The organism is Lysobacter sp. DMC104 (genome assembly GCF_056313665.1).
In genome coordinates, this window is sequence record NZ_JBQUZW010000012.1 from 62,907 (window position 1) to 82,934 (window position 20,028).

At 71.2% G+C, this 20,028-nt stretch carries 19 protein-coding genes; 7 read left to right on the plus strand and 12 right to left on the minus strand.

Translation table 11 applies throughout. The annotated features are described in order from the left end of the window. Positions 1 to 101: 101 nt before the first annotated feature. From ACT53R_RS15360 to ACT53R_RS15380, 5 genes are read right to left on the minus strand one after another with little or no spacing between them, the layout of a single operon-like run. Positions 102 to 1,172, minus strand: coding sequence for a LacI family DNA-binding transcriptional regulator (locus tag ACT53R_RS15360; RefSeq protein WP_476172778.1), 1,071 nt, complete (start codon positions 1,170 to 1,172; stop codon positions 102 to 104). A gap of 52 nt (positions 1,173 to 1,224) precedes the next feature. Beyond that, complete coding sequence (locus tag ACT53R_RS15365; protein WP_476172779.1) at positions 1,225 to 2,505, minus strand: TRAP transporter large permease; 1,281 nt, start codon at positions 2,503 to 2,505, stop codon at positions 1,225 to 1,227. 1 nt (position 2,506) lies between these two features. Next, positions 2,507 to 3,034, minus strand: a complete 528-nt coding sequence (locus ACT53R_RS15370; protein WP_476172780.1) for a TRAP transporter small permease — start codon at positions 3,032 to 3,034, stop codon at positions 2,507 to 2,509. A 13-nt stretch (positions 3,035 to 3,047) separates the two neighbouring features. After that, positions 3,048 to 4,061, minus strand: coding sequence for a TRAP transporter substrate-binding protein (locus tag ACT53R_RS15375; protein ID WP_476172886.1), 1,014 nt, complete (start codon positions 4,059 to 4,061; stop codon positions 3,048 to 3,050). A gap of 32 nt (positions 4,062 to 4,093) precedes the next feature. Further along, positions 4,094 to 4,918: a 2-keto-4-pentenoate hydratase gene (locus ACT53R_RS15380; protein ID WP_476172781.1), complete on the minus strand. Its 825-nt coding sequence runs from the start codon at positions 4,916 to 4,918 to the stop codon at positions 4,094 to 4,096. Between the two features lie 114 nt (positions 4,919 to 5,032). Here ACT53R_RS15380 and ACT53R_RS15385 point away from each other — a divergent pair, with 114 nt between their 5' ends. Both ACT53R_RS15385 and ACT53R_RS15390 read left to right on the plus strand, forming a co-directional pair. Beyond that, complete coding sequence (locus tag ACT53R_RS15385; RefSeq protein ID WP_476172782.1) at positions 5,033 to 6,379, plus strand: pectate lyase family protein; 1,347 nt, start codon at positions 5,033 to 5,035, stop codon at positions 6,377 to 6,379. 11 nt (positions 6,380 to 6,390) lie between these two features. Beyond that, positions 6,391 to 8,052 carry a carboxylesterase/lipase family protein gene (locus ACT53R_RS15390; protein ID WP_476172783.1) on the plus strand — a complete coding sequence of 554 codons (1,662 nt, stop codon included), beginning with the start codon at positions 6,391 to 6,393 and terminating at the stop codon, positions 8,050 to 8,052. A 16-nt stretch (positions 8,053 to 8,068) separates the two neighbouring features. Here the strand turns inward: ACT53R_RS15390 and pelA are convergent, their stop codons facing one another. After that, positions 8,069 to 9,409: a pectate lyase gene (gene pelA / locus ACT53R_RS15395; RefSeq protein WP_476172784.1), complete on the minus strand. Its 1,341-nt coding sequence runs from the start codon at positions 9,407 to 9,409 to the stop codon at positions 8,069 to 8,071. A 172-nt stretch (positions 9,410 to 9,581) separates the two neighbouring features. Further along, on the minus strand, positions 9,582 to 12,512 hold the full coding sequence (locus ACT53R_RS15400; protein ID WP_476172785.1) for a TonB-dependent receptor: 2,931 nt from the start codon (positions 12,510 to 12,512) through the stop codon (positions 9,582 to 9,584). 176 nt (positions 12,513 to 12,688) lie between these two features. Between ACT53R_RS15400 and ACT53R_RS15405 the strand changes: the two genes are divergently transcribed. Further along, the gene (locus ACT53R_RS15405) at positions 12,689 to 13,717 is read left to right on the plus strand and encodes a sugar kinase (protein ID WP_476172786.1); all 1,029 of its coding nucleotides are present in this window, start codon (positions 12,689 to 12,691) and stop codon (positions 13,715 to 13,717) included. Between the two features lie 30 nt (positions 13,718 to 13,747). Here ACT53R_RS15405 and ACT53R_RS15410 read toward each other — a convergent pair whose 3' ends face one another. The 5 genes from ACT53R_RS15410 to ACT53R_RS15430 form a co-directional block, all read right to left on the minus strand. Then, positions 13,748 to 14,785, minus strand: a complete 1,038-nt coding sequence (locus ACT53R_RS15410) for an NAD(P)H-dependent glycerol-3-phosphate dehydrogenase (protein WP_476172787.1) — start codon at positions 14,783 to 14,785, stop codon at positions 13,748 to 13,750. Between the two features lie 58 nt (positions 14,786 to 14,843). Beyond that, entirely contained in the window at positions 14,844 to 15,344 is a 501-nt protein-coding gene (gene secB, locus ACT53R_RS15415) for a protein-export chaperone SecB (protein WP_476172788.1), read from the minus strand. 172 nt (positions 15,345 to 15,516) lie between these two features. After that, positions 15,517 to 15,954, minus strand: coding sequence for a rhodanese-like domain-containing protein (locus ACT53R_RS15420; protein ID WP_476172789.1), 438 nt, complete (start codon positions 15,952 to 15,954; stop codon positions 15,517 to 15,519). Between the two features lie 103 nt (positions 15,955 to 16,057). After that, complete coding sequence (locus tag ACT53R_RS15425) at positions 16,058 to 16,498, minus strand: hypothetical protein (protein ID WP_476172790.1); 441 nt, start codon at positions 16,496 to 16,498, stop codon at positions 16,058 to 16,060. Positions 16,499 to 16,535: 37 nt separating this feature from the next. Continuing rightward, on the minus strand, positions 16,536 to 17,006 hold the full coding sequence (locus tag ACT53R_RS15430) for a YiiD C-terminal domain-containing protein (protein WP_476172791.1): 471 nt from the start codon (positions 17,004 to 17,006) through the stop codon (positions 16,536 to 16,538). A gap of 85 nt (positions 17,007 to 17,091) precedes the next feature. Here ACT53R_RS15430 and ACT53R_RS15435 point away from each other — a divergent pair, with 85 nt between their 5' ends. From ACT53R_RS15435 to ACT53R_RS15450, 4 genes are read left to right on the plus strand one after another with little or no spacing between them, the layout of a single operon-like run. Then, on the plus strand, positions 17,092 to 17,922 hold the full coding sequence (locus tag ACT53R_RS15435) for a uroporphyrinogen-III synthase (protein ID WP_476172792.1): 831 nt from the start codon (positions 17,092 to 17,094) through the stop codon (positions 17,920 to 17,922). Next, on the plus strand, positions 17,919 to 18,944 hold the full coding sequence (locus ACT53R_RS15440) for a uroporphyrinogen-III C-methyltransferase (RefSeq protein ID WP_476172793.1): 1,026 nt from the start codon (positions 17,919 to 17,921) through the stop codon (positions 18,942 to 18,944). The genes ACT53R_RS15435 and ACT53R_RS15440 overlap by 4 nt, the downstream gene beginning before the upstream one ends. Further along, entirely contained in the window at positions 18,944 to 19,360 is a 417-nt protein-coding gene (locus tag ACT53R_RS15445) for a YbbD-related protein (RefSeq protein WP_476172794.1), read from the plus strand. The genes ACT53R_RS15440 and ACT53R_RS15445 overlap by 1 nt, the downstream gene beginning before the upstream one ends. After that, positions 19,357 to 20,007, plus strand: a complete 651-nt coding sequence (locus ACT53R_RS15450) for a heme biosynthesis HemY N-terminal domain-containing protein (protein ID WP_476172795.1) — start codon at positions 19,357 to 19,359, stop codon at positions 20,005 to 20,007. The genes ACT53R_RS15445 and ACT53R_RS15450 overlap by 4 nt, the downstream gene beginning before the upstream one ends. Positions 20,008 to 20,028: the final 21 nt, after the last annotated feature.

Consider the following 20,028-nt stretch of genomic DNA (forward strand, 5'->3'; position numbering starts at 1 on the left):
CCTCGGATCGGACGCCGGGATCATAGCGGGGTTTTCGCCGAATTGACACCGGTTACCAAAAGTTGCGGCCACGACCCGCGGCGGCATGCACGAAAAAGGAATCAGCCGGCCTGCGGCGGCAGGCAGGAGTCGCGGGTGACGAGATGCGGGGTGACCGACGCCGGCACGGTCACGGCGTTGCCGGGGTCCGGCGCCAGCAGCAGCGATGCGGCCTGGCGACCGACGTCGCGCACCGGCAGGCGGATCGTGCTCAGTGCCGGCCACAGTTGCGACGCGAGCGGACTGTCGTCGTAACCGACGACGGACAACTCGCCGGGAATGGAAATGCCCATGCGCTGTGCGACCTTGTAGACGCCCGCGGCCATCTCGTCGTTGCAGGCGAAGATCGCGGTCGGGCGGTCGGCGCGGGCCAGCAGCTGTTCCGCGCCGGCGACGCCGGACTCGAAGGTGTAGCCGCCTTCGTAGATGCAGTCCGGCGGCGGCCGGATCCCGCGCCGACCGAGCGCATCGAGGAAGCCGTCGCCGCGTTCGATCGCCGAGCGATAGCGACGCGGGCCCGTGATCAGGCCGATGCGGCGATGGCCCAGCGATTCCAGGTAGTTCGCCGCTTCCGCGCCGGCGATGCGATCCTGCGTGACCAGCATGCGCCCGGGCTCGTCGAACGGCACCGAGGCGATGCGCACGTAGCGGCAGTCGATCGCGCGCAGCGCATCGGCCAGCGCCTGGTCTTCCGACACACGCGGGATCAGGATCACGCCGTGCAGCTTCTGCTGCAGCACGAACCGGCGGATGCCGTCGATGTAGCCCTCGCTCTTGCTGTCGCAGGGATGCACGACCAGCTCGTAGCCGGTATCGCGCAGCGCGTCCAGCACGCCGTACTGCATGTTGACGATGTACTGCGCCGTCGGGTTGTCGAACACCAGCCCGACCAGGAACGACTTGCGGAACGCCAGCCCGCGCGCCTGCGGATCGGGCGCATAGCCGTACTCGCGCATCAGCGCGTGCACGCGGGCGCGGGTGTCGGGCTTCACCAGCGGCGAATCGTTGATGACCCGCGAGACGGTCTTCTTCGACACGCCGGACAGGCGCGCGATGTCGTTGATGGTGGCCTTGCCCGGCACGGGCGGCTTCGGCTCGCGCGGACGCTTGCTGGCGGGGGGCGACGGGGTCATGGCCCGATTATGACCCGATTGCCGGCCGCGATGTCCCCGGTGGACAGCCCGGTCACTTCATCGCCGCGGGCAACCACAGCGACAGGGCCGGCACGAACGCCACCGACAGCAGCACCAGCAGCGCCGCCAGCCAGAACGGCCAGATCGTGCGCAGGGTCTCGCCGATGCTGATGCGGCCGATGGCGGTGCCGACGAACAGCACCGACCCGATCGGCGGCGACACCAGTCCCAGCCCGCCGGCGAGGATCAGCACCACGCCGAACTGCAGCGGATCGATGCCGCAGGCCTTCACCACCGGCAGGAAGATCGGCGTGGCGATCAGGATCTTCGGCGCCAGGTCGATGAAGATGCCGAGGAGTACCAGCACCAGCACCACCAGCGCCATGATCGTGGTGCGGTCGTGCGCCACCGAGCGCAGCGCATCGACGGTCGCCGCCGGCACTTCGAGGTAGGCCAGCATCCAGCCGAACGCGGCCGCGGCGGCGATGACGAACAGGATGGTGCCGGTAGTGCGCGCGGCGTGCGCCAGCGTCGCCGCGAGTTCGCGCCAGCCCAGCCGGCGGTAGACCAGCGCGGCCAGCGCCACCGCGTACAGCACCGCGATCGCCGCACTTTCGACCGCGGTGAAGATGCCGGCGCGGATGCCGAAGAAGATCAGCGCCACCAGCAACAGTCCGGGCAGCGCGGAGACGAAGCGCGCGAGCAGCGCGCGCACGCCGGGGAAGGGCTCGGTGCCGTAGCCGGCGCGGCGCGCCAGCACGTAGGCGGTGACCATCATCGCGACCGTCATCAGCAGCGCCGGCACCAGGCCCGCGGCGAACAGATCGATGATCGAGACGCTGCCGCCGGCCGCGGCCGAGTAGAGGATGAGGTTGTGCGACGGCGGCACCAGCAGCGCGACCAGCGCGGCATTGATGCTGACGTTGACCGCATAGTCGCGGGCGTAACCGCGCTGCACCATCTGCGGGATCATCGCGCCGCCGACCGCGGAGACGTCGGCGATCGCCGACCCCGAGACGCCACCGAAGAACAGCGACGACAGGATGCTGACCTGACCGAGGCCGCCGCGCACGCGGCCGACCATCGCACTGGCCAGCGCGATCAGGCGCTCGGAGATGCCGCCGCGCATCATGATTTCGCCGGCAAGGATGAACAACGGAATCGCCACCAGCGACGGCGAACCGGCACCGGCCGTGATCTGCTGCACCAGCACCAGCGGCGGCAGGTCGACGACCGCCATCGCCGCGAGCGCCGCGGCGGCGAGCGCGAACGCGACCGGCACACCGAACGCCAGCAGCAGCGCGAACACGCCGAAGAGGATCGCGATCGCCATGTCAGGACGCCTCCCTTCCGGACACGATCCGCAGCAGTTGCGCGATCGCGAGCAAGGTCATGCACAGCGCGCCCAGCGCCACCGGCGCGAACGGCAGCGTCTCCGGCAGCGGCGCGCCCGCGGCATGCACGTCGAGGCCGTCGAGGAACAGCCGCGTCGCCCACCACGCCACGGTGCCGCCGATGAGGGCGATCACCGCTTTCTGCAGCGCGACGACGCCGATGCGGAGCGGCCCGGCCGTGGCGCCGACCAGCAGCGTGAAGGCGAAATGCCGGTTCGCATGCACGCCCGCGGCGGCGCCGAAGGCCATCGCCGTGGTCAGCAACGCGACGGTGACCGGCTCGATCCAGCTCGGCGAATCGTTGAGCACGTACCGGGCGAAGACCTGCCAGCCCTGCACCGCGACCAGCGCGACGAGCGCGGTCGCGGCGATGGCGACGGTCACGCCCGCGAGCGCGTCGGCCCAGTCGCGCGGGCGCGGCGGCGACGCGGGCGCCGTGGCCCCGGCTTCGGCATCGGATGTCGACATGCTCGGTTCCCTCTCAGTCCGCGAGCGCGCGGATGCGGTCGTGCAGCGAATGGATGCGGGCGTCCTGCAGCAGGGAGCGCACCAGCGGCGCGGCGGCCTCGCGGAACGCGTGGACATCGACCGCGTTCATGCGTACGCCGGCATCGACCAGCGCCTGGCGCGCCTTGGCCTCGGACGCGTCCCACAGCGAACGCATCACCCCGACCGAAGCGCGCGCGATCTCCAGCACCCGCGCGCGGTCTTCCGGAGACAGCGCATCGAAGCGCTTGCGCGACATCAGCAGCACGTCCGGCGCGTACGAATGGCCGCTCTCCGACCAGTAGTGCGCGGCCTCGAAATGCCGGCTCGAATGGAAGCTGCGGATGTTGTTCTCGGCGCCGTCGATGAGGTGCGTCTCCAGCGCGGAAAACACCTGTCCGAGCGGCAGCGGCGTCGGATTGCCGCCGAGCATGCGCACCAGTGCGATGAAGATGTCCGACGGCGGCACGCGGATCTTCAGGCCGGCGAGATCGTGCGGCTGATGCAGCGGCCGGCGCGTGTTGTAGAAGCAGCGCGGGCCGCTGTCGTACAGCGCCAGCCCGACCAGGCCGCGGGCCTCGAAGCCACGCAGCACCTCGGCGCCGACCGGACCGTCGTGCACGCGACGCTGGTGCGCCTTCGAGTCGAAGGCGAAGGGCATGCACAGCGCGCGCGTCAGTGGAAAGGCGTTGTTGAGCGCGCCGGTGTAGACGCGGGTGAAGTCGATCGCGCCGTAGCGCGCCATCGCCAGCGCATCGGATTCCGAACCGAGCTGGCCCGACGGATACAGCCGCAGACGCAGGCGTCCGCCGGTCTCGCGTTCCAGCGTCTCGCCGAACCAGCGCACCGCGGCGACGGTGGGATAGTCCTTCGGATGCACGTCGGTCGCGGTGAGCACGCCCTCGGCCGACATCGCGGCGGCATCGCCGGCCACGGCCGCGAGCGCCGGCACCGAGGCGGCGGCGCACAGCCCCTGCAGCATGCGCCGCCGGCGCGGATCGAAGCCCATGCCGTTGAAGCCCGTGCCATTGGAGCCCGTGTTCATGCGGGGATTCTCGGCATCGCCAGGATCGCCGTCACGTGCAGCGCGTCGATGCCGGGGAAGGACACCCGCGCGGACTGCCCCGGCAGGATCTCGTGGATGCCGGTGGCCGCACCGGTCGACACCCATTGCCCGGCGCGCAGCGGCAGCCCGCGACGGGCGCAGCGTGCCAGCGCGAAGCGCAGCGCGGCCACCAGCCCGCCGACGATCTCGCCGGCACCGCCCTCACCCACGCACACGCCCTCGATCTCGGTCGTGCAGCGCAGCGCCTGCTCGCCCGCGCCGATGCGGGTGCGCCAGCCGGGTACGGCATGGCCCAGCACCAGCCCGGCGTTGTTGCCGAAATCCGACACCACGACTGCCGGCCCCAGATCGTTGATCCGCGGCAGCGGACTGCCGGCGAGTTCGACCCCGACCCGCAGCTCGTCGACCAGCGCGAGCGCGTCGTCGTCGGTCCAGTCGAGCTTGCCCGGCGGCGCATCGGCGCCCAGCCGGAACACGAATTCCGCCTCCACCGCGGCGAAGCCGTCACGGATGACCGGGAAGGCTGCGCTCTGGCCAAGCCGCGCGTGACTCACCCCATCGGCGAAGATCGGGCCGACCAGACGCTCCTCGCCCAACCGCTCGCGCCAGCCGTCGGGGATGCGGCCGACCTTCCAGCCCGCCAGCGCCCCGGGCCACAGCGCCAGCGCCGCGTCCTGGATGGCGTAGCCGGCGTCGAGCGTCTGCGGGCGCGCGCCGGGATACACCGGCTGCGCCTCGCCGCGCAGGCGCGCCATCACCAGCCGTCGCGCGATTTCACAGCTCTCGCCGTCGTCGCCCATGCCTGCCTCGATCCCGTCCGCCCGGACACCCGGGTCTTGTCGGGGGTGTTGTATAGGAAACCGGTGTCATTGACAATCCTCCGGGCACCATAGGCCCTTCCCCGGAGACCCGGCATGATCCGACACCCGCTGCTGTCCGCCCTCATCGCGTCCGTGCTGGCCGTCCTGCCGGGCGCCGGCATCGCCGCATCCGCCGCCGATCGCGGCGAAACGTCCGCCATCGCCTTCCCCGGCGCGATGGGCGAGGCCGCGCACACGCCGGGCGGGCGCGGCGGACGCATCCTGCGGGTCACCACGCTCGCCGCCGAAGGACCGGGCTCGTTCGCCGAAGCGGTGAACGCAACCGGCCCGCGCATCGTGGTGTTCGAGGTCGGCGGCGTGATCGACCTCGGCGTGAAGACGCTGAAGATCAGGGAGCCCTACCTCACCATCGCCGGCCAGACCGCGCCGCAACCGGGCATCACCCTCATCCGCGGCGGCATCGACATCGCGACGCACGACGTCGTGGTGCGCCACCTGCGCATCCGTCCCGGCGAAGCGGGCCAGCCCAAGCATGCGGGCGAGGATTTCGACGCGATCTCCACCGTCAGCGGCGCGCACGACGTGATCGTCGACCACTGCTCGCTGACCTGGGCCACCGACGAGAACCTGTCGGCCTCCGGCACCCGCTTCGGCGGTGCGAACGCGGCGGAATGGCGCGAGACCACGTCGCATCGCATCACCTTCAGCCGCAATCTCATCGCCGAAGGCCTGGCCAACGCCACGCATCGCAAAGGCGAGCACTCGAAGGGATCGCTGATCCACGACAACGCGCGCGACATCCTCATCGTCGGCAACCTCTACGCACACAACAACGAGCGCAGCCCGCTGTTCAAGGGCGGCACGCAGGGCGTCGTGGTGAACAATCTGATCTACAACCCCGGGCAGCGCGCCGTGCACTACAACCTCATCGCCGAGGAATGGCAGGGCCATCCGTACGAGGACGGCCGGCTGACGCTGATCGGCAACGTCATGCGCGGCGGGCCCGACACGCCGCAGCAGGCGGCATTCTTCATGTTCGGCGGCTCGGGCGGGCTCGATCTGTACCTCCACGACAACCTCGCCGTCGACCGCATCGGCCAGCCGCTGCCGATGATGGGCCGCTACAGCACCGCGCGCGCCAGCGTGCGCTTGCTGAAGACGCCGCCGTCGTTGCCGTTCGGCGTGGTGCCGATCGCCGCCGCCGACGTGCAGGACGCCGTGGTTGCCGACGTCGGCGCGCGGCCATGGGATCGCGACGACATCGACCGCCGCATCCTCGCCGACACGATCGAGGGCCGCGGCCACGTGATCGACAGCGAACAGCAGGTCGGCGGCTATCCGGTGGTGGCGGAGACGCACCAGGCGTTCGTCGACACCGACTGGAATCTCGACACGATGGAGCCGAAGAAGCCGCTGCCGCGCCGCGAACCGCTGCGCTGACGGCACGCGACATGGACGATCCCGCGCACGACGACGGGCACGACGACGCGCCTGCCCCCGCGCGACGACGGCTGGCCATCGCCGGTGCGGGCGCACTCGGCGTCGCCGTGCTGGGCGCGACACTGCCGTTCGTCACTCGCGCACACGGCCACGCGAACGCCCCCGCACCGCTCGCGCACACGCGCAGCGGCCGTGTACGCGGACGCCGCCTGCGCGAGGCCGATCGGCCCGACGTGCTGGCCTTCCTCGGCCTGCGCTACGGCGACGACACCGCCCCGGTGCGTTTCCGCGCACCGCGCACCGAACGCCCGTGGCGCGGCACGCGTGACGCGACGACCTTCGGCGCGTCCGCACCGCAGGCGGGCGCGCTCGGCCCGGGCAGCGAGGACTGTCTCTTCCTCAACGTGTGGACGCCCGCGCTGCGCGACGGTGCGCGGCGACCGGTACTGGTCTACCTCCACGGCGGCGCCTACAACACCGGCGCCGGCAGCGATCCGCTGTACGACGGCACGCGGCTGTGCCGCCGCGGCGATGTCGTCGTGATCACGCTCAACCATCGGCTCAACGCCTTCGGCTACCTGTATCTCGGCGAATTCGATCCGCGCTTCGCGGCATCGGGCAACGCCGGCCAGCTCGACCTGATCGCCGCGCTGCACTGGGTGCGCGAACACGCCGCCGAATTCGGCGGCGACCCCGGCAACGTCACCGTGTTCGGGCAATCCGGCGGCGGCGCCAAGATCGCCACGCTGATGGCGATACCCGCCGCCGCGGGCCTGTTCCATCGCGCGCTGACGATGAGCGGGCAGCAGGTCACCGCCGCCGGCCCGCGCGCGGCGGCGCAGCGGGCGCGCCTGCTGCTGGATGCGCTGGGCATCGCGCCGGACCGGCTCGACGCGCTGTGCGCGCTGCCCGCGGCCACCCTGCTCGCGGCCGCGACGACGCTGCGTGATCCGTCGCGCACCGAGGACATGGCGCTGTACTTCGGTCCCGTGCTGGATGGCGACACGCTGCCGCGACACCCGTTCCATCCCGACGCACCGCCGCAGTCGGCATCGATCCCGATGGTGATCGGCAACACCCGCGACGAGACGCGCGCCTTCCTCGCCGGCGATCCGGCGAACCTGCGGCTCGACTGGAACACCCTGCGCGATGCGCTGCGCCGGCAGCAATACGTCGACCTGCCAGTGGACACGGTGATCGCCGAATACCGACGGCTGCGCCCCGATGCCACGCCGTCGGAGATCTTCTTCGCCGCTACCACCGCGGGTCGCGCCTGGCGCGGCGCGCTGCTCGAGTGCGAGGCGCGCGCGCGCCAGGGCGCGCCGACGTGGGCCTACCAACTCGACTTCGCGTCGCCGCTGGACGGCGGCCGCTGGGGCGCGATGCACACGCTCGACATCCCGCTGGTGTTCGACAACATCCGCCAGCCGGGCTCGCGCACCGGCGATGGCGCGGATGCGCAGCGCGTCGCCGATGCAATGCGCGACATGCTCATCGCACTTGCGCGCCACGGCGATCCGAACCACGTGGGCCTGCCGCCATGGCCGCGCTACGATCTGGCACGGCGCGCGACGATGCGCTTCGACGTTGCATCGACCGTCGAAGACGATCCACGCCGCGGCGAACGCCTGCTCTACGAACGCGCACCGTTCGTGCAGCGCGGCACGTTCTGAGCCTCACGCACGCATTTCAGCGCGGATGCCGGGCCATCCAGCGCGGCCACTCGGCAAGCACGTCTTCGCCGCGCGCGTCGTACTGGCGATAGCCGCGGCGACGCTCCTCCGACACCGAAGCCACCGTGTCGAACACCAGCCCGTAGGCCACGCTGCCGTGCGGCTCCGGACGATCGCCGAACAACGCCTGCGCGCGCGCCTCGACGACGGCGGCATCCGGCACGAAACGATCGGGCGCGTAGAAGCGCGCCCACAGCGCACCGTCGGGATCGGCGATCAGACGACCATCGCGCCAGCGCCAGCCCGCGATCCGCGTCGCGCGCAGGAAATCCACGCCGCCGCGGATCGCCGCGCGCACGTCGTCGTTTGTATCGGGCAGCGTCATCAGGAAACGGAGCACGCCCGCGCTCTCGTGCGTCGCCAGCGCGGGCATCTCGAACGCGCGCGCCGGCGCCGGCGCGCCGGTCAGCGCATCGTGCTGCTGCGCCCACAGCGTGCGCCGGCCGTCGATCACGACCTGGTGCGCGACCCACCACGCGATGCCGCGTTCCGCCGCATCCGCCGCCCGCGCGCGGCGCGGGGCGTCGATGAATGCGAAGTCGCCGTCGCGGTCGCGACCGATGTCGTGCAGCAGCCGCACCGCCGACAGCATCGCGTCGTCGTTGAGCGTCACCGCATCGGCGTAGCCGCCCGCCAGCGGGTAGACCTGCGGCCAGCCGCCGTCGGGAAATTGTGCGGCCAGCAGCCAGTCGATGCCTCGCACGATGCCGGCGCGCAATCGCGCGCGATCGCGTGGCTGCACGCGCTGCACCTTCGCCAGGAAACGCAGCTCCGTCGTGCTCGCACCGTTGTCGAGCGTGCCGACGAAATGCCAATCGGCCCCGCGCTTGCCGTCCGGATCGATCTCGTCCGCCACCCACGACTCGCCGCGTTGCCGCACCGGGCCGTCACGACGCATGTTCTTGCCCCAGCCTCCGGAAGGAATCTGGTAACTCAGGATCACCCGCGCGATCGCGAGGCTCGCGGCATCGGCGTAGGCCGACGGTGCGCGATCGAGCGGCATGGTATCGACACCGTGCGAATCCTCCGCGCGCGGGTGCGGGATCGCGACGAGACCCGTGCGCTCGGCACGCAGCGCGGCGCGATCGGCAGCGCCTGCGCGCCTCGACGTCTCGACATGGGCGCGATAGGCCTCGCGTTTCGGTGCTGATTCACCGGCGATGCGGGCTTCGTCCAGCGGCTCGGCAGGCACGTTGTCGCGCAGGTAGCCCGCGCAGTCGCGCACGCAACCGCCTGCTTCTGCACCGGCCGGGGCGGCATGCATCGCGGACGCGAACGCCAGCAGCAGCCACGCCATCCCCGAAAAAAATGGCCGGACCGCCCTGTCCATCCCGCAAGACGGACGAAGACGACCGGCCAAGGCTCCCGGAAAGCCGGCGCCGGAGGAGGAGGCGTCCGGGCCGGCGGGTTGCGGAAGACGGTCGATGCGACGCACCGCGGCGCACCGCATCGACGGACGCCACGCGTGATCAGAAGTTGTAGCGCGCACCGACGTAGTACTGCCGCCCGGTATGGTGGTACACCGACGCACGATCCGCCGAGTCATCGACGAACTGGTCGTTGAATTCGTCGGTCAGGTTGATGCCTTCCAGGGTCAGCGCGAGGTGGTCGTTGACGTTGTAGGTGAACGACGCGTCCACGTTGAACGTCGCGCGCTTGCCTTCCACGTCGTTGCTGTTGCGGCCGGGCACGACCTGCAGGTAATCGTCGCGGTACGACGCCGACACACGGCCGCTGAACTTGCGGCTGTCGTAGTAGAGCGTCGCGTTGTAGGCGTCGGGCGAGAGGTTCACCAGATCCGCGTCGACGTACAGGCTGCTGGTCGGCGAGATCGCGTAGCGGATCGTCGACGCGACGTGCGTGTAGTTCAGCTGCACGCCGAAGCCCTTCGCCCAGCCGGGCAGGAAGGTGAAGGGCTGCTGGTAGTTGATCTCGAAGCCCTTGAGCGGACCGCCCGGGGTGTTCACCGGCGAAGTGATGTCGAACGGCGTGTCGGCCGGCAGGCCGACCGGCGTCAGCAATTCCAGCGGCAGGCCGGTGGTGTCGTAGGGCCGCGTCTCGCGCAACGTCTGGATGAAGGTGTCGATGTCCTTGTAGAACAGCGCCACGCCCAGCAGCGAATCCTCGCCGAAGTACCATTCGGCCGCGAGGTCGTAGGTCTTCGCGCGGAACGGCTTGAGCATCGGATTGCCGGTGGTGATCGTGCGCAGCGTGGTGTTCACGGTGCCGCCCGGGTTGAGGTTCGGCAGTTGCGGACGCGCCATCACCTTCGCCGCGCCGAAGCGCAGCACGAAGTCGTCGGTGAGATTCCAAGCGAGGTTCACGGAGGGCAGCAGGTCGTTGTAGTCGTTCTCCACGACGACCTTGGTGCCGTTGTTGGTGGCGAGGTAGCCGGTGGCTTCCACCGACGTCGAGGCATAGCGCAGGCCGAGGTTGCCGCGCAGGCGGCGACCGACGAAGTCGGTGTCGAAATCGTACTGCACGAAGCCGCCCTGGTCGGTCTCGCGCACGCCGAAGTTGTTGCCGCGTGCGTTGCCAACGGTGATGCCGCCGAGCCGGAAGTCGTCGCCGTCGCCGGCGGTGCCCGGCGTCGGATCGCAATTGCAGTAGATGTTGAACAGGCTGGCGATGGCGCCGAGGTTCGGCAGCACCCAGCCGCGCGCGTTGCCGCCGGGCTGGCCGAGGCCCGCGCCGAACCCGCTGAAGGTGCGCGCGATGTCGGCGACGGTCACGCCCGCCGGCAACCCGGGCACGCGTGTTTCGTTGGCGCGCCGCAATTCGAAGGTGTCAAAGCCGTATTCCTTCCAGCCGAAGCCGAACTTCAGGTCGGAGGTCGGCGTGAGGTCGTAGGTGAAGCTGACCTTCGCGTTGTCGAAGGTGTTGTCCGCGCCCTGCGGACGGATGCGGATCTCCGAGCCGGTCGAGTTCGCGGCCGGGCTGCTGATCCACTGCCAGGCCGAGGGATTGCTCACGTCGAACGGATAGGTGATCGCCGGCGTGCGATCGTCGCCACGGAAATCCCACGAATAGCCGTCGACGTTCTGCAGGTCGAGGGTGACCGTGGTCTGCACCGGATTGCGGAATTTCGACGACGACATGCCGGCCTGCGCCGACATCGTCAGCTTCTCGCCGAGCCGGGTGGAGAGATCCACGCCGATCTGCTTGAACGTGGTCTCCAGCCGGTCGAAGCGCGATTCGGAGCGCACGTCGACGTTGTTGAACACGCCGTAGACGAGGTTGCCGTGTTCGTCCACTTCGGCGGACACGACCTCGGTCTGCGGCTTGCCGCCCTGCGCGGCGGTGCGGCTGAAGGAAATGGTTTCGAGGAAGTCTTCCTGGCGCGTCGCCTTGAGCTTCGAGTACAGCGCATCGACCGAGACGACGGTGTCGTCGTTGATGCGGAACTGGAAGCTGCCGGTCAGGCCGGTGCGGTCCTGTTCGTGCGTCAGGCGACCGTAGCGCGGCAGGCGCGGCGCGAACGTCCCCGGCGCCATCGCGGTGTTGTACGCGGCGACGTTGGCCGGCGTGTTGGCCGGACGCGGCAGTCCCGTGGCGCAGTTGGCGGCGCTGGAACCGGGCGCCGTCGAGGCCGGCGTCACGCCGACCGGGCTGCAGAAGCCGCCGGAGGCCGACGTCGGCTCCCAGCGCACCGCGCTGAAACCTTCCTCGATCATCCCGCGCTTGCTGTAGGCCAGCGACAGCGCAGCGCCCACGCGACCGTCCGCCCAGGTGTTGCTGATCAGCCCGGCGAAGCGTGGATCCCACGACCCGGACAGGTCGTTGTAGCTCTGCTGCACGCTGGCCGTGGCGGTGAACTTGCGATAGTCGAACGGGCGGCCGCTGCGCAGGTCGACGGTGGCGCCGAGCGAGCCTTCGTCGATCTCCGCCGACTGCGTCTTGCGCACGGTGAGGTTGCTGAAGAGTTCGGACGCGAAGACGTTGAAGTCGAAGCCGCGGCCGCGGTTGGTGCCACCGGAGCTGTCGGTGCCGCCGGTGGTCGACAGTGCCTCCATGCCGTTGAGGCGGACGCGCGTGAAGTCGGCGCCGAGCCCGCGCACGGTGATCGAGCGGCCTTCGCCGGCATCGCGATCGATCGACACGCCGGGCAGGCGCTGCAGCGATTCGGCCAGGTTCTGGTCGGGGAACTTGCCGATGTCCTCTGCGACGATCGCGTCGATCTGCTCGGCCGAATCGCGCTTGTCGTCCAGCGCCTTGATCAGGCTGGCCTTGTAGCCGACCACGCGGACCTCGTCGAGGTCGCCGGCGGGCGTCGCATCGGCATTGCCCGCAGCAGGCGCCGTCTGCGCCAGCGCCGGCAATGCCGCGCAGTGGAGCGCGAGGCCGATGGCCGCCGCGAGCAAGGTAACCGGTGTCTTTCTTGAAACCGCATGCGCGTGCATCGACTTCCCCTCTCGTAAGAAACAGTCGGAATATTCGCGGGCATTTCACCGCTCTCCGGCGGTATGATGGCACCTGAACCTAAAATGACACCGCTGGCCAAACGCTAGCAAAAGACCCGCCGGGATGCATGCTGCGGCGCAGCACCCCGCCATCCACCCCCACCCGGTGCCCCGCGATGACCTCCAGACTCCTCTGCTTCGGCGAACTCCTGCTGCGTCTGGCCGCCCCCGGCCGCGAACGGCTGCTGCAGACACCGGAACTGCGGGTTCACGTCGGCGGCGCCGAGGCCAATGTCGCCGTTTCCCTCGCCCGTTTCGGCCATCCGGCGGAACTGGTCGGCACCGTTTCCGACAACGCGCTCGGCGACGCGGCGCTGGGCGAGCTGCGCCGGCACGGCGTGATCGTCGACCGGGTACGGCGCGCGCCGGGGCGGATGGGGCTGTATTTCCTTTCCATCGGCGCCGGCCTGCGCCCCAGCGAAGTGCTGTACGACCGCGCCGACTCCGCCTTCGCGCAGGCGGGTGCGGGCGCCCACGACTGGCCGGCGCTGGTGCGCGGCGCGCGGCTGTTCCACGTGTCCGGGGTGACACCCGCGTTGGGCCGCGCAAGCGCCGACGCGGCGATCGCCGCCGCCCGGGCGGCGCGCGCGGCGGGCGCCACCGTCTCGTTCGACGGCAATTTCCGCGCGAAGCTCTGGGCCGCCTGGGACGGCGATCCGGCGGAGATCCTGCGCACGCTCATCGCCGAAGCGGACCTGGCGTTCGCCGACCATCGCGACATCGGCGTGGTGCTGGGCGACGCGCCCGAAGGCACGCCCGCGGAGGAACCCGGCGCCCGCTTCGCGGCGGCGGCGGCGCGGGCATTCGCCGCATTCCCGCACCTGTCGCGCATCGCCACGACCGTGCGCACGCAGCACAGCGTGGACGAACACAGCATGGGCGCGCTGATGGCGACGCGCGACGGCGCGCTGCATGCGGCGCCGACACTGGCGATCCCGGGCATCGTGGACCGCATCGGCGCGGGCGACGCGTTCGCCGCCGGCGTGCTGCACGGGCTGCTGTCCGGGCGAAGCGACGCCGACAGCCTGCATTTCGGCCTGGCGGCCGCCTGCCTGAAGCACAGCGTGCCCGGCGACTTCAATCTGGTGGACGAAGCGGAAGTGCTGGCGGTGGTGCGCAACGACCGGCTGGACGTGCGGCGCTGACCCGCGGCGGCTGCACCGCGGCCGTCCGGCTCAGTCGCCGAACAGCCCGTGCGGGTATTCCGGCTTGCGCTCGCGCGCCATCAGTCGCTTGAGGCCATCGGCCGGGGTGATCTCGCCTTTCAGCACGTCGCGGACGGTGCTGGAGATCGGCAGTTCGATGCCGTGGCGGTCGGCCTGGCGCATCACTTCCTCGGCGGTCTGGATCGACTCCACGACCTGGCCGATCTCGCGCACGGCGTCCGCGATCGACTGACCTCGGCCCAGCGCCAGGCCCAGCCGGCGGTTGCGCGACAGGTCGCCGGTGCAGGTCAGCACGAGGTCACCGAGGCCGGCGAGGCCCATCAGCGTCTCGGCCTTGCCGCCGATGGCGAGGTTCAGCCGCAACATCTCGTTGAGGCCGCGGGTGATCAGGCCGGCGCGGGCGTTCAGGCCCAGCGCCATGCCGTCGGCGACGCCGGTGGCGACCGCCAGCACGTTCTTCATCGCCCCGCCCAGTTCGGCGCCCAGCATGTCCTCGCCGGTGTAAGCGCGGAACGACGGGCCGTGCAGGGTGCCCGCGACCTGGCGGGCGAAGGCCTCGTCCTCGGAATGGACGGTCAACGCGGTCGGCAGGCCCTGCGCGACTTCCTTGGCGAACGACGGCCCGGTGACGACCGCCAGCGGCACGCCATCCGGCAGCAGATCGCCGGCGACTTCATGCAGGAAGCGGCCCGAACCGGGCTCGAAGCCCTTGGTCGCCCATGCCACGCCCGCGTGCGCGGGACGCAGCGGCGCCAGCGCGTGCAGGGTCTCGGCGAAGGCATGGGACGGCACGACCACCAGCACGAGATCGCAACCGTCGAGAGCGACGGCCAGATCGGTGGTGGCGCGGAGGGTGTCGGGCAGCGGAATCCCCGGCAGGTAGCGGGGATTCTCGTGCCGGGCATCGATGGCGGCGACCGTGGCAGCGTCACGCCCCCACAGCACCGTGCGATGGCCGTGGCGGGCGATGAGCGCCGCCAAGGCCGTGCCCCAGGAGCCGGCGCCGAGGACGGCGACGGCCGGGAGCGCATCGAGGCGGGCGGTCATGCCGGCACCCGGATCGCGGAGATCAGCGGCGGTCAATCGGGGAGACCGATCGCGCGGATCAGGCGTTGCCGATGGTCTCGGCGCCGGCCAGGCCCTGCTGGGCGGCACGCTGGCGCAGGCCTTCGGCGTACAGGCCTTCGAAGTTGATCGGCTGCAGCAGGAACGGCGGGAAGCCGCCGGCCGTGATCAGGTCGCTGATCGTCTGGCGGGCGTAGGGATACAGCACGGTCGGGCAATGGATGCCCAGCATCGCGTCGAGGTTCTGGTCGTCGAAGCCGGCGAGACCGAACAGGCCGGCCTGGCGCACTTCGGCGAGATAGACGGTCTTGTCGGCCAGCTTGCAGGTCAGCGTCACGCCCAGCTCGACCTCGAACAGGTTGTCGGCGAGACGCTGCACGCGCTGGTTCAGGTTCATTTCGAGGGCCGGCTGGCCCTGCTCGTTGAACACCTGCGGAGCACCCGGGGCCTCGAACGAGACGTCCTTGACGTAGATCTTCTCGATGCTGAAGGTCGGGCCGTTGGCTTCGGCGGCGGCGCCGTTGGCGACGGGTTCGGACATGACGGGAGCTCCTGGAGGAAATGCGGAAAAGAGGTCGATTATGGCACGCGGGCCCCGGACGGGACCTCGGCGCGGTCACCGGGCCGGCGACGGGCGGGAAGGATGTGGGCGCCCGAGTGCCGGTTTGCAATGGCCGGCGGCGACGGGCGCCGGCGGCAGTCTGCCCCGGGGCTCAGCCCTTGCCCTTGACCAGCGGCAAATCGGCCTGGCGCCAGGCGGTGATGCCGCCGTCGAGGATGTGCACGCGCTCGAAGCCGGCCTTCTTCAGCCGCTTGGCGGCGCCGTTGACGGTGATGCCGTTCTGGCAGACCAGCACGATCGGCAGGGCGCGCGCGGGCGCCAACTGCTTGTTCTCGGGGTCGAACTGGCTCATCTGCACGTTGCGGGAGCCGGCGATGTGGCCGTCCTGGAAGTCGTTCGGCGCACGCAGGTCCACGACCAGCGCGTTTTCCTGGTTGATCAGCGCGGTGACCTGGGCCGGCGCCAGCGCCTTGTAGCCGCGGAACAGGCGCATCACTTCGTTGGCGATGATGGCCACCGTCAGCACGACGAAGGCGACGCTGTAGATCGGGTTGCGGGCGGCGAAAGCCCACAGTTCTGTGGAATTCACGGGCAAGGCATCCGGAGGCGCGGGCGGCCGCGCGGGGGGCGGCATTGTCGCCCGCGGCGGCCCGGCTGGCAAAACCGCGGGACGGGGACCGGGGGTCCCGGCCTCAGAGGCCCTTCCAGAAATCCGGCAATCCGGCAATCCACCAGTTCTTGGTCACCGGATCGAAGTGCCAGACCTCGGTGAAGCGCACGGTGCGCGGGCTCAGGGTGTTGCGGTTGACCACCTCGATCTGGATCTCGCGCAGTTCGCTGCCCTCGTCCGGGCCGGGCATGGTCGCCAGGTCGCGATAGGCGGTGACCTGGATCTGCTCGAAGCGGGAGAATTCGGCGTCGGTCATCGGCTTCTCCTTGCGGATCTTGGGATCGACCATGCTCCAGGCACCCTCGAAATCGCCCCAGCGGATCGCGGCGGAGTAGGCGTACTGGTTGCGGTTGAGCAGGTCGCGCTTCTTGCCGGCGAAGGCCGCACCGGCCAGCGACAGCAGCAGGACGACCAGCAGGCCACGGACGAACAGGGACGGCGAAGCGGTGGCGGGACGAGACATCGGCATCCGGACGGTGGCGGCAGGGTCAGCGGGCATCCTACCCCCTGCGCACGGCCACGTAGCGCGACCGGCTCTCCGCGGCCACGCCGCCTTCAGGAAGCGGGACTTCCGCAACGACCGTCAACCAGGCCTTGCCGGTCGTGCGCAGGGCGCGCAGGAACGCGTCCCACGCCTCGCCTTCGGCCGGCATCGCCACCGCCTCCAGATCGGCGTACAGCGGCGCGCGGTAGCGGACCTCGCTGGCACCGACGTAGACCTCGGCGTCGAGACCGGCCGCGGCCAGCGCGCGCACGATCAGCGCCCAGCCGGCGAGCGTCATCAGCGAAGTCAGGCTGCCGCCGAACGCGCAGCCCTTGTCGTTGACGTTGGCGGCCAGCGGCGCGTGCAGGCGCAGGCGGTCGTCGCCCTCGTCGGCGCCGACCCGCAGCCCCAGCGCCGCGACCGGCGGCATCGCCAGCAGTTCGGTTTCGAGTGCACGCAGCGCGGCGGCACGGTCGGTGTCGGTCATGGCGATCGCGGAAGCAGGAGGAGGACGGCGGCCACGCGATGGCGCGCGGCTTGCGGGCGCCCGGGGCTGCGGCCAAGCTGGTCGCATGTCGCCCCGTCACCGCCCGCGAGGATACGCCACGCCGCCGTCGCCCGGCCCCCTCGTGGTGTCGCTGCGCCCGGTCGGCGATCACGCGGCGATGCGCCGCGCCGCCGCCGCCCGCGGCCTGCGCGTGGTCGCGCTGTCGCCGTGGCGCATCGCGGTGCGTGACGATCCCGACACCCGCCATGCACTGCGCGCGGCGCTGACGGCGGACGTGGTGATCGCCACCAGTCCCGCCGCGGTGCGCGCCGCCGCCGTCCTCGCGCCGCTGCGCACGCGCCGCGGCCAGGTCTGGTGCGCGGTCGGCAGCGCGACCGCCGCCGCGCTGCGCCGTGCCGGCGTGGCCGCGCCGCTGTCGCCCGAGCGCATGGACAGCGAAGGCCTGCTCGCCCTGCCCGTGCTGGCGGACGTCGGCGGCCGCGACATCGGCCTGCTCACCGCCCCGGGCGGACGCGATCGCATCGCCCCGGTGCTGGCGTCGCGCGGCGCCCGCGTGCACCGCGCCGACGTGTACGCCCGCGAAACCGTCGCCCCCGCACCCGCCGCGCTGGCCCGCCTGCGCGCCACGACCGCGCCGCCGTGGCTGCCGGTGAGCAGCGGCGAAGCCTTGCTGAACGCGCTCGCCGCCGTGCCCGACGATGTCGCCGCACGCCTGCGCGGTGCGCGCGTGATCGCAGCGAGCGCACGCCTGGCCGCGATCGCCCGAGAGGCCGGCTGCACCGACGTGCGGATCGCCGCCGGGCCGCGACCGGCGCAACTGCTGGCCGCGACCGACATGCAATCCGGCTACCATGCCGCCAGCGCCGCCGAGGATGCGGCCGACCCTTCTCCATGACCGACAGCGCTCCCCCGCCGCCCGCTTCCGTCGACGCCACGTCCGCCGCTCCCGTCGCCACGCCGCCCGCGCCCGCCGCACCGGTGCCGTCCCTCGGCGGCCGGGGCTGGGTGATCGCGCTGGCGCTGGCCGGCACCGGCGCGTGGCTGTGGTACGCCGACCACCGGCGCGACGAGGACGCGCGCTTGGCCGAGATCGAGGCGGCGCAGCAACTGCATGCACTGGAATCACGGGTCGACGGCATGCGCCGCGACGTGCGCGGCCACGCCCAGCGCCTTCAGCAGGCCGACGCCACCAACCGCGTGCTGCGCGACGAACTGCTCGGCGTCGGCCAGCGCGCGGCGCTGCTGGAACAGCAGGTCACGCAGCTCGCAGACGCCAACCGCCACGGCGCAGAAGCGTTGCGCCTGGACGAAACCGAACTGCTGCTGACCCTCGGCGAACAACGTCTGCGGCTCTCGGGCGATCTCGATGGCGCGCGCCACGCCTATGCGCTCGCTGCCGAAGTGCTCGACCGCGTCGACGGCAGCAACGCCCTGAACGTCAAACAGGCGCTGGCGCAGGAGCGCGCCGCGCTCGATGCCCTCAAGGCCGACCCCGCACGCAGCGCGCTGGCGCAGCTCGATGCCTTCGCGCAAGCGCTGCCGCAGGAAGCCCACACCGGCAGCCTGCCGCCGGCCGACGCGCATGCCCCGTGGTGGGAACGCGTGCTCGCGAAACTCGTGCAGGTGCGCCACGGCGACGGCGAGGTCGCACTGTCCGCACAGGAACGCAGCAGCGCACGCACCGCGCTGGCACTCGAACTGGCGCTGGCGCGCACCGCGATCGAACGCCGCGACGACGCCGGCTACCGCGCCGCGCTGGCCCGCGCCGACTCTTGGCTGCCGCGACTGTGGCCCGCCTCGCCCGCGCTCGCCGCCCGTCGCGCGACGCTGAAGCAATTGCAGGCGCTGCCGCTGTCGCCCGACCTGCCCACGCTCGGCAGCACCCGCCAGGTGCTGCGGACGCAGCGGGGCGGGTGATGCGCACCGTCGCCGCTGCCGTCACGATGGTCACCGGCGCGCTCGCAGTGTGCGGATGCGACCTCAACACCGTCGAAACGCATGCAGATACGCTCGCCGATTACGACGACCGCGGCTGGCTGCCGGCCAAGCTGTTGCCGCCCTCCACGCGCGACATCGACCTCGAAAACAATGTCGACCTGAATTACTCCATCGGCAGCTTCCGTTTCCTGCCTGCGGAGGCCGGACGATTCATGCAAGGCGTTCGCAGCGGCGTGCCGCCGCACTCACCCTTCAGGCACTGGCGCCAGATCGTCGCCGACGCCCGCGAGGAGCGGCTCAGCCTCTGGCGATACTCGGAGGAAGGCGCCGAATACGCATTCTTCTGCGATCTGTCCGAAGCGCGCTGCGAATACTGGATGTGGTCGATCCGATGAACCTCTTCCGCACCCTCCTGTTCTGGCTGCTGCTGGCGCTCGCCGGGGCGGTGCTCGCGCAGTTCCTGCTGCGCGACCCGGGCTTCGTGCAGGTGCGCTACCTCGACACCACGATCGAGGCCACGCTGGTCGGCGCGGCGTTGATCGCGCTGGCCGCGGCATTCGCGGCATGGCTGCTGTGGAAGGTGCTGGGCTGGCCGCTGCGACTGTGGCGCCAGCGTCGCGAACGCGCATCGCGCATGCGCCTGGCCGAAGGCCTGGACGCCCTGCATCACGGCCGCTGGACGCAGGCCGAAACGCTGCTGGCGCAGGCGGCGCAGGATCCACTGTTCGCGACCCAGGCGCGGATCGCGGCCGCGCGCGCCGCCGCCGCGCGCGGCGATGCCACCGCCGTGCACGCACACCTCGACACGATCGCGGCGGATCAGCCGATGGCGCGGGCGATCGCGGTGGCCGAGATCGCGCTGGCCGACGGACGCGCAGACGATGCGCTCGCCGCGCTGGAAGCCGTCTCCGACCGGCCGCCGACGCCGCGTGCGCAGGCGCTGCGCGTCGATGCCCTCGCCGCGCAGCGGCAGGCCGCGATCGCGCATCCGGACGCCGCCCTCGTGCCTGCGCCGTCCGTCGACCCGGCACCGTCGCCCTGAGCATGCGCGCCGACCCGAGCC

Coding starts and splice junctions, on each gene's coding strand:
- ACT53R_RS15365 (WP_476172779.1), bottom strand. CDS start 2,505: ATGGCGATCGCGATCCTCTTCGGCGTGTTCGCGCTGCTGCTGGCGTTC.
- ACT53R_RS15410 (WP_476172787.1), bottom strand. CDS start 14,785: ATGACCGCCCGCCTCGATGCGCTCCCGGCCGTCGCCGTCCTCGGCGCC.
- ACT53R_RS15380 (WP_476172781.1), bottom strand. CDS start 4,918: ATGGGCGACGACGGCGAGAGCTGTGAAATCGCGCGACGGCTGGTGATG.
- ACT53R_RS15375 (WP_476172886.1), bottom strand. CDS start 4,061: ATGGGCTTCGATCCGCGCCGGCGGCGCATGCTGCAGGGGCTGTGCGCC.
- ACT53R_RS15440 (WP_476172793.1), top strand. CDS start 17,919: ATGACCGACAGCGCTCCCCCGCCGCCCGCTTCCGTCGACGCCACGTCC.
- ACT53R_RS15390 (WP_476172783.1), top strand. CDS start 6,391: ATGGACGATCCCGCGCACGACGACGGGCACGACGACGCGCCTGCCCCC.
- ACT53R_RS15360 (WP_476172778.1), bottom strand. CDS start 1,172: ATGACCCCGTCGCCCCCCGCCAGCAAGCGTCCGCGCGAGCCGAAGCCG.
- ACT53R_RS15370 (WP_476172780.1), bottom strand. CDS start 3,034: ATGTCGACATCCGATGCCGAAGCCGGGGCCACGGCGCCCGCGTCGCCG.
- ACT53R_RS15405 (WP_476172786.1), top strand. CDS start 12,689: ATGACCTCCAGACTCCTCTGCTTCGGCGAACTCCTGCTGCGTCTGGCC.
- ACT53R_RS15445 (WP_476172794.1), top strand. CDS start 18,944: ATGCGCACCGTCGCCGCTGCCGTCACGATGGTCACCGGCGCGCTCGCA.
- pelA (WP_476172784.1), bottom strand. CDS start 9,409: ATGGCGTGGCTGCTGCTGGCGTTCGCGTCCGCGATGCATGCCGCCCCG.
- ACT53R_RS15430 (WP_476172791.1), bottom strand. CDS start 17,006: ATGACCGACACCGACCGTGCCGCCGCGCTGCGTGCACTCGAAACCGAA.
- ACT53R_RS15400 (WP_476172785.1), bottom strand. CDS start 12,512: ATGCACGCGCATGCGGTTTCAAGAAAGACACCGGTTACCTTGCTCGCG.
- ACT53R_RS15385 (WP_476172782.1), top strand. CDS start 5,033: ATGATCCGACACCCGCTGCTGTCCGCCCTCATCGCGTCCGTGCTGGCC.
- secB (WP_476172788.1), bottom strand. CDS start 15,344: ATGTCCGAACCCGTCGCCAACGGCGCCGCCGCCGAAGCCAACGGCCCG.
- ACT53R_RS15425 (WP_476172790.1), bottom strand. CDS start 16,498: ATGTCTCGTCCCGCCACCGCTTCGCCGTCCCTGTTCGTCCGTGGCCTG.
- ACT53R_RS15435 (WP_476172792.1), top strand. CDS start 17,092: ATGTCGCCCCGTCACCGCCCGCGAGGATACGCCACGCCGCCGTCGCCC.
- ACT53R_RS15450 (WP_476172795.1), top strand. CDS start 19,357: ATGAACCTCTTCCGCACCCTCCTGTTCTGGCTGCTGCTGGCGCTCGCC.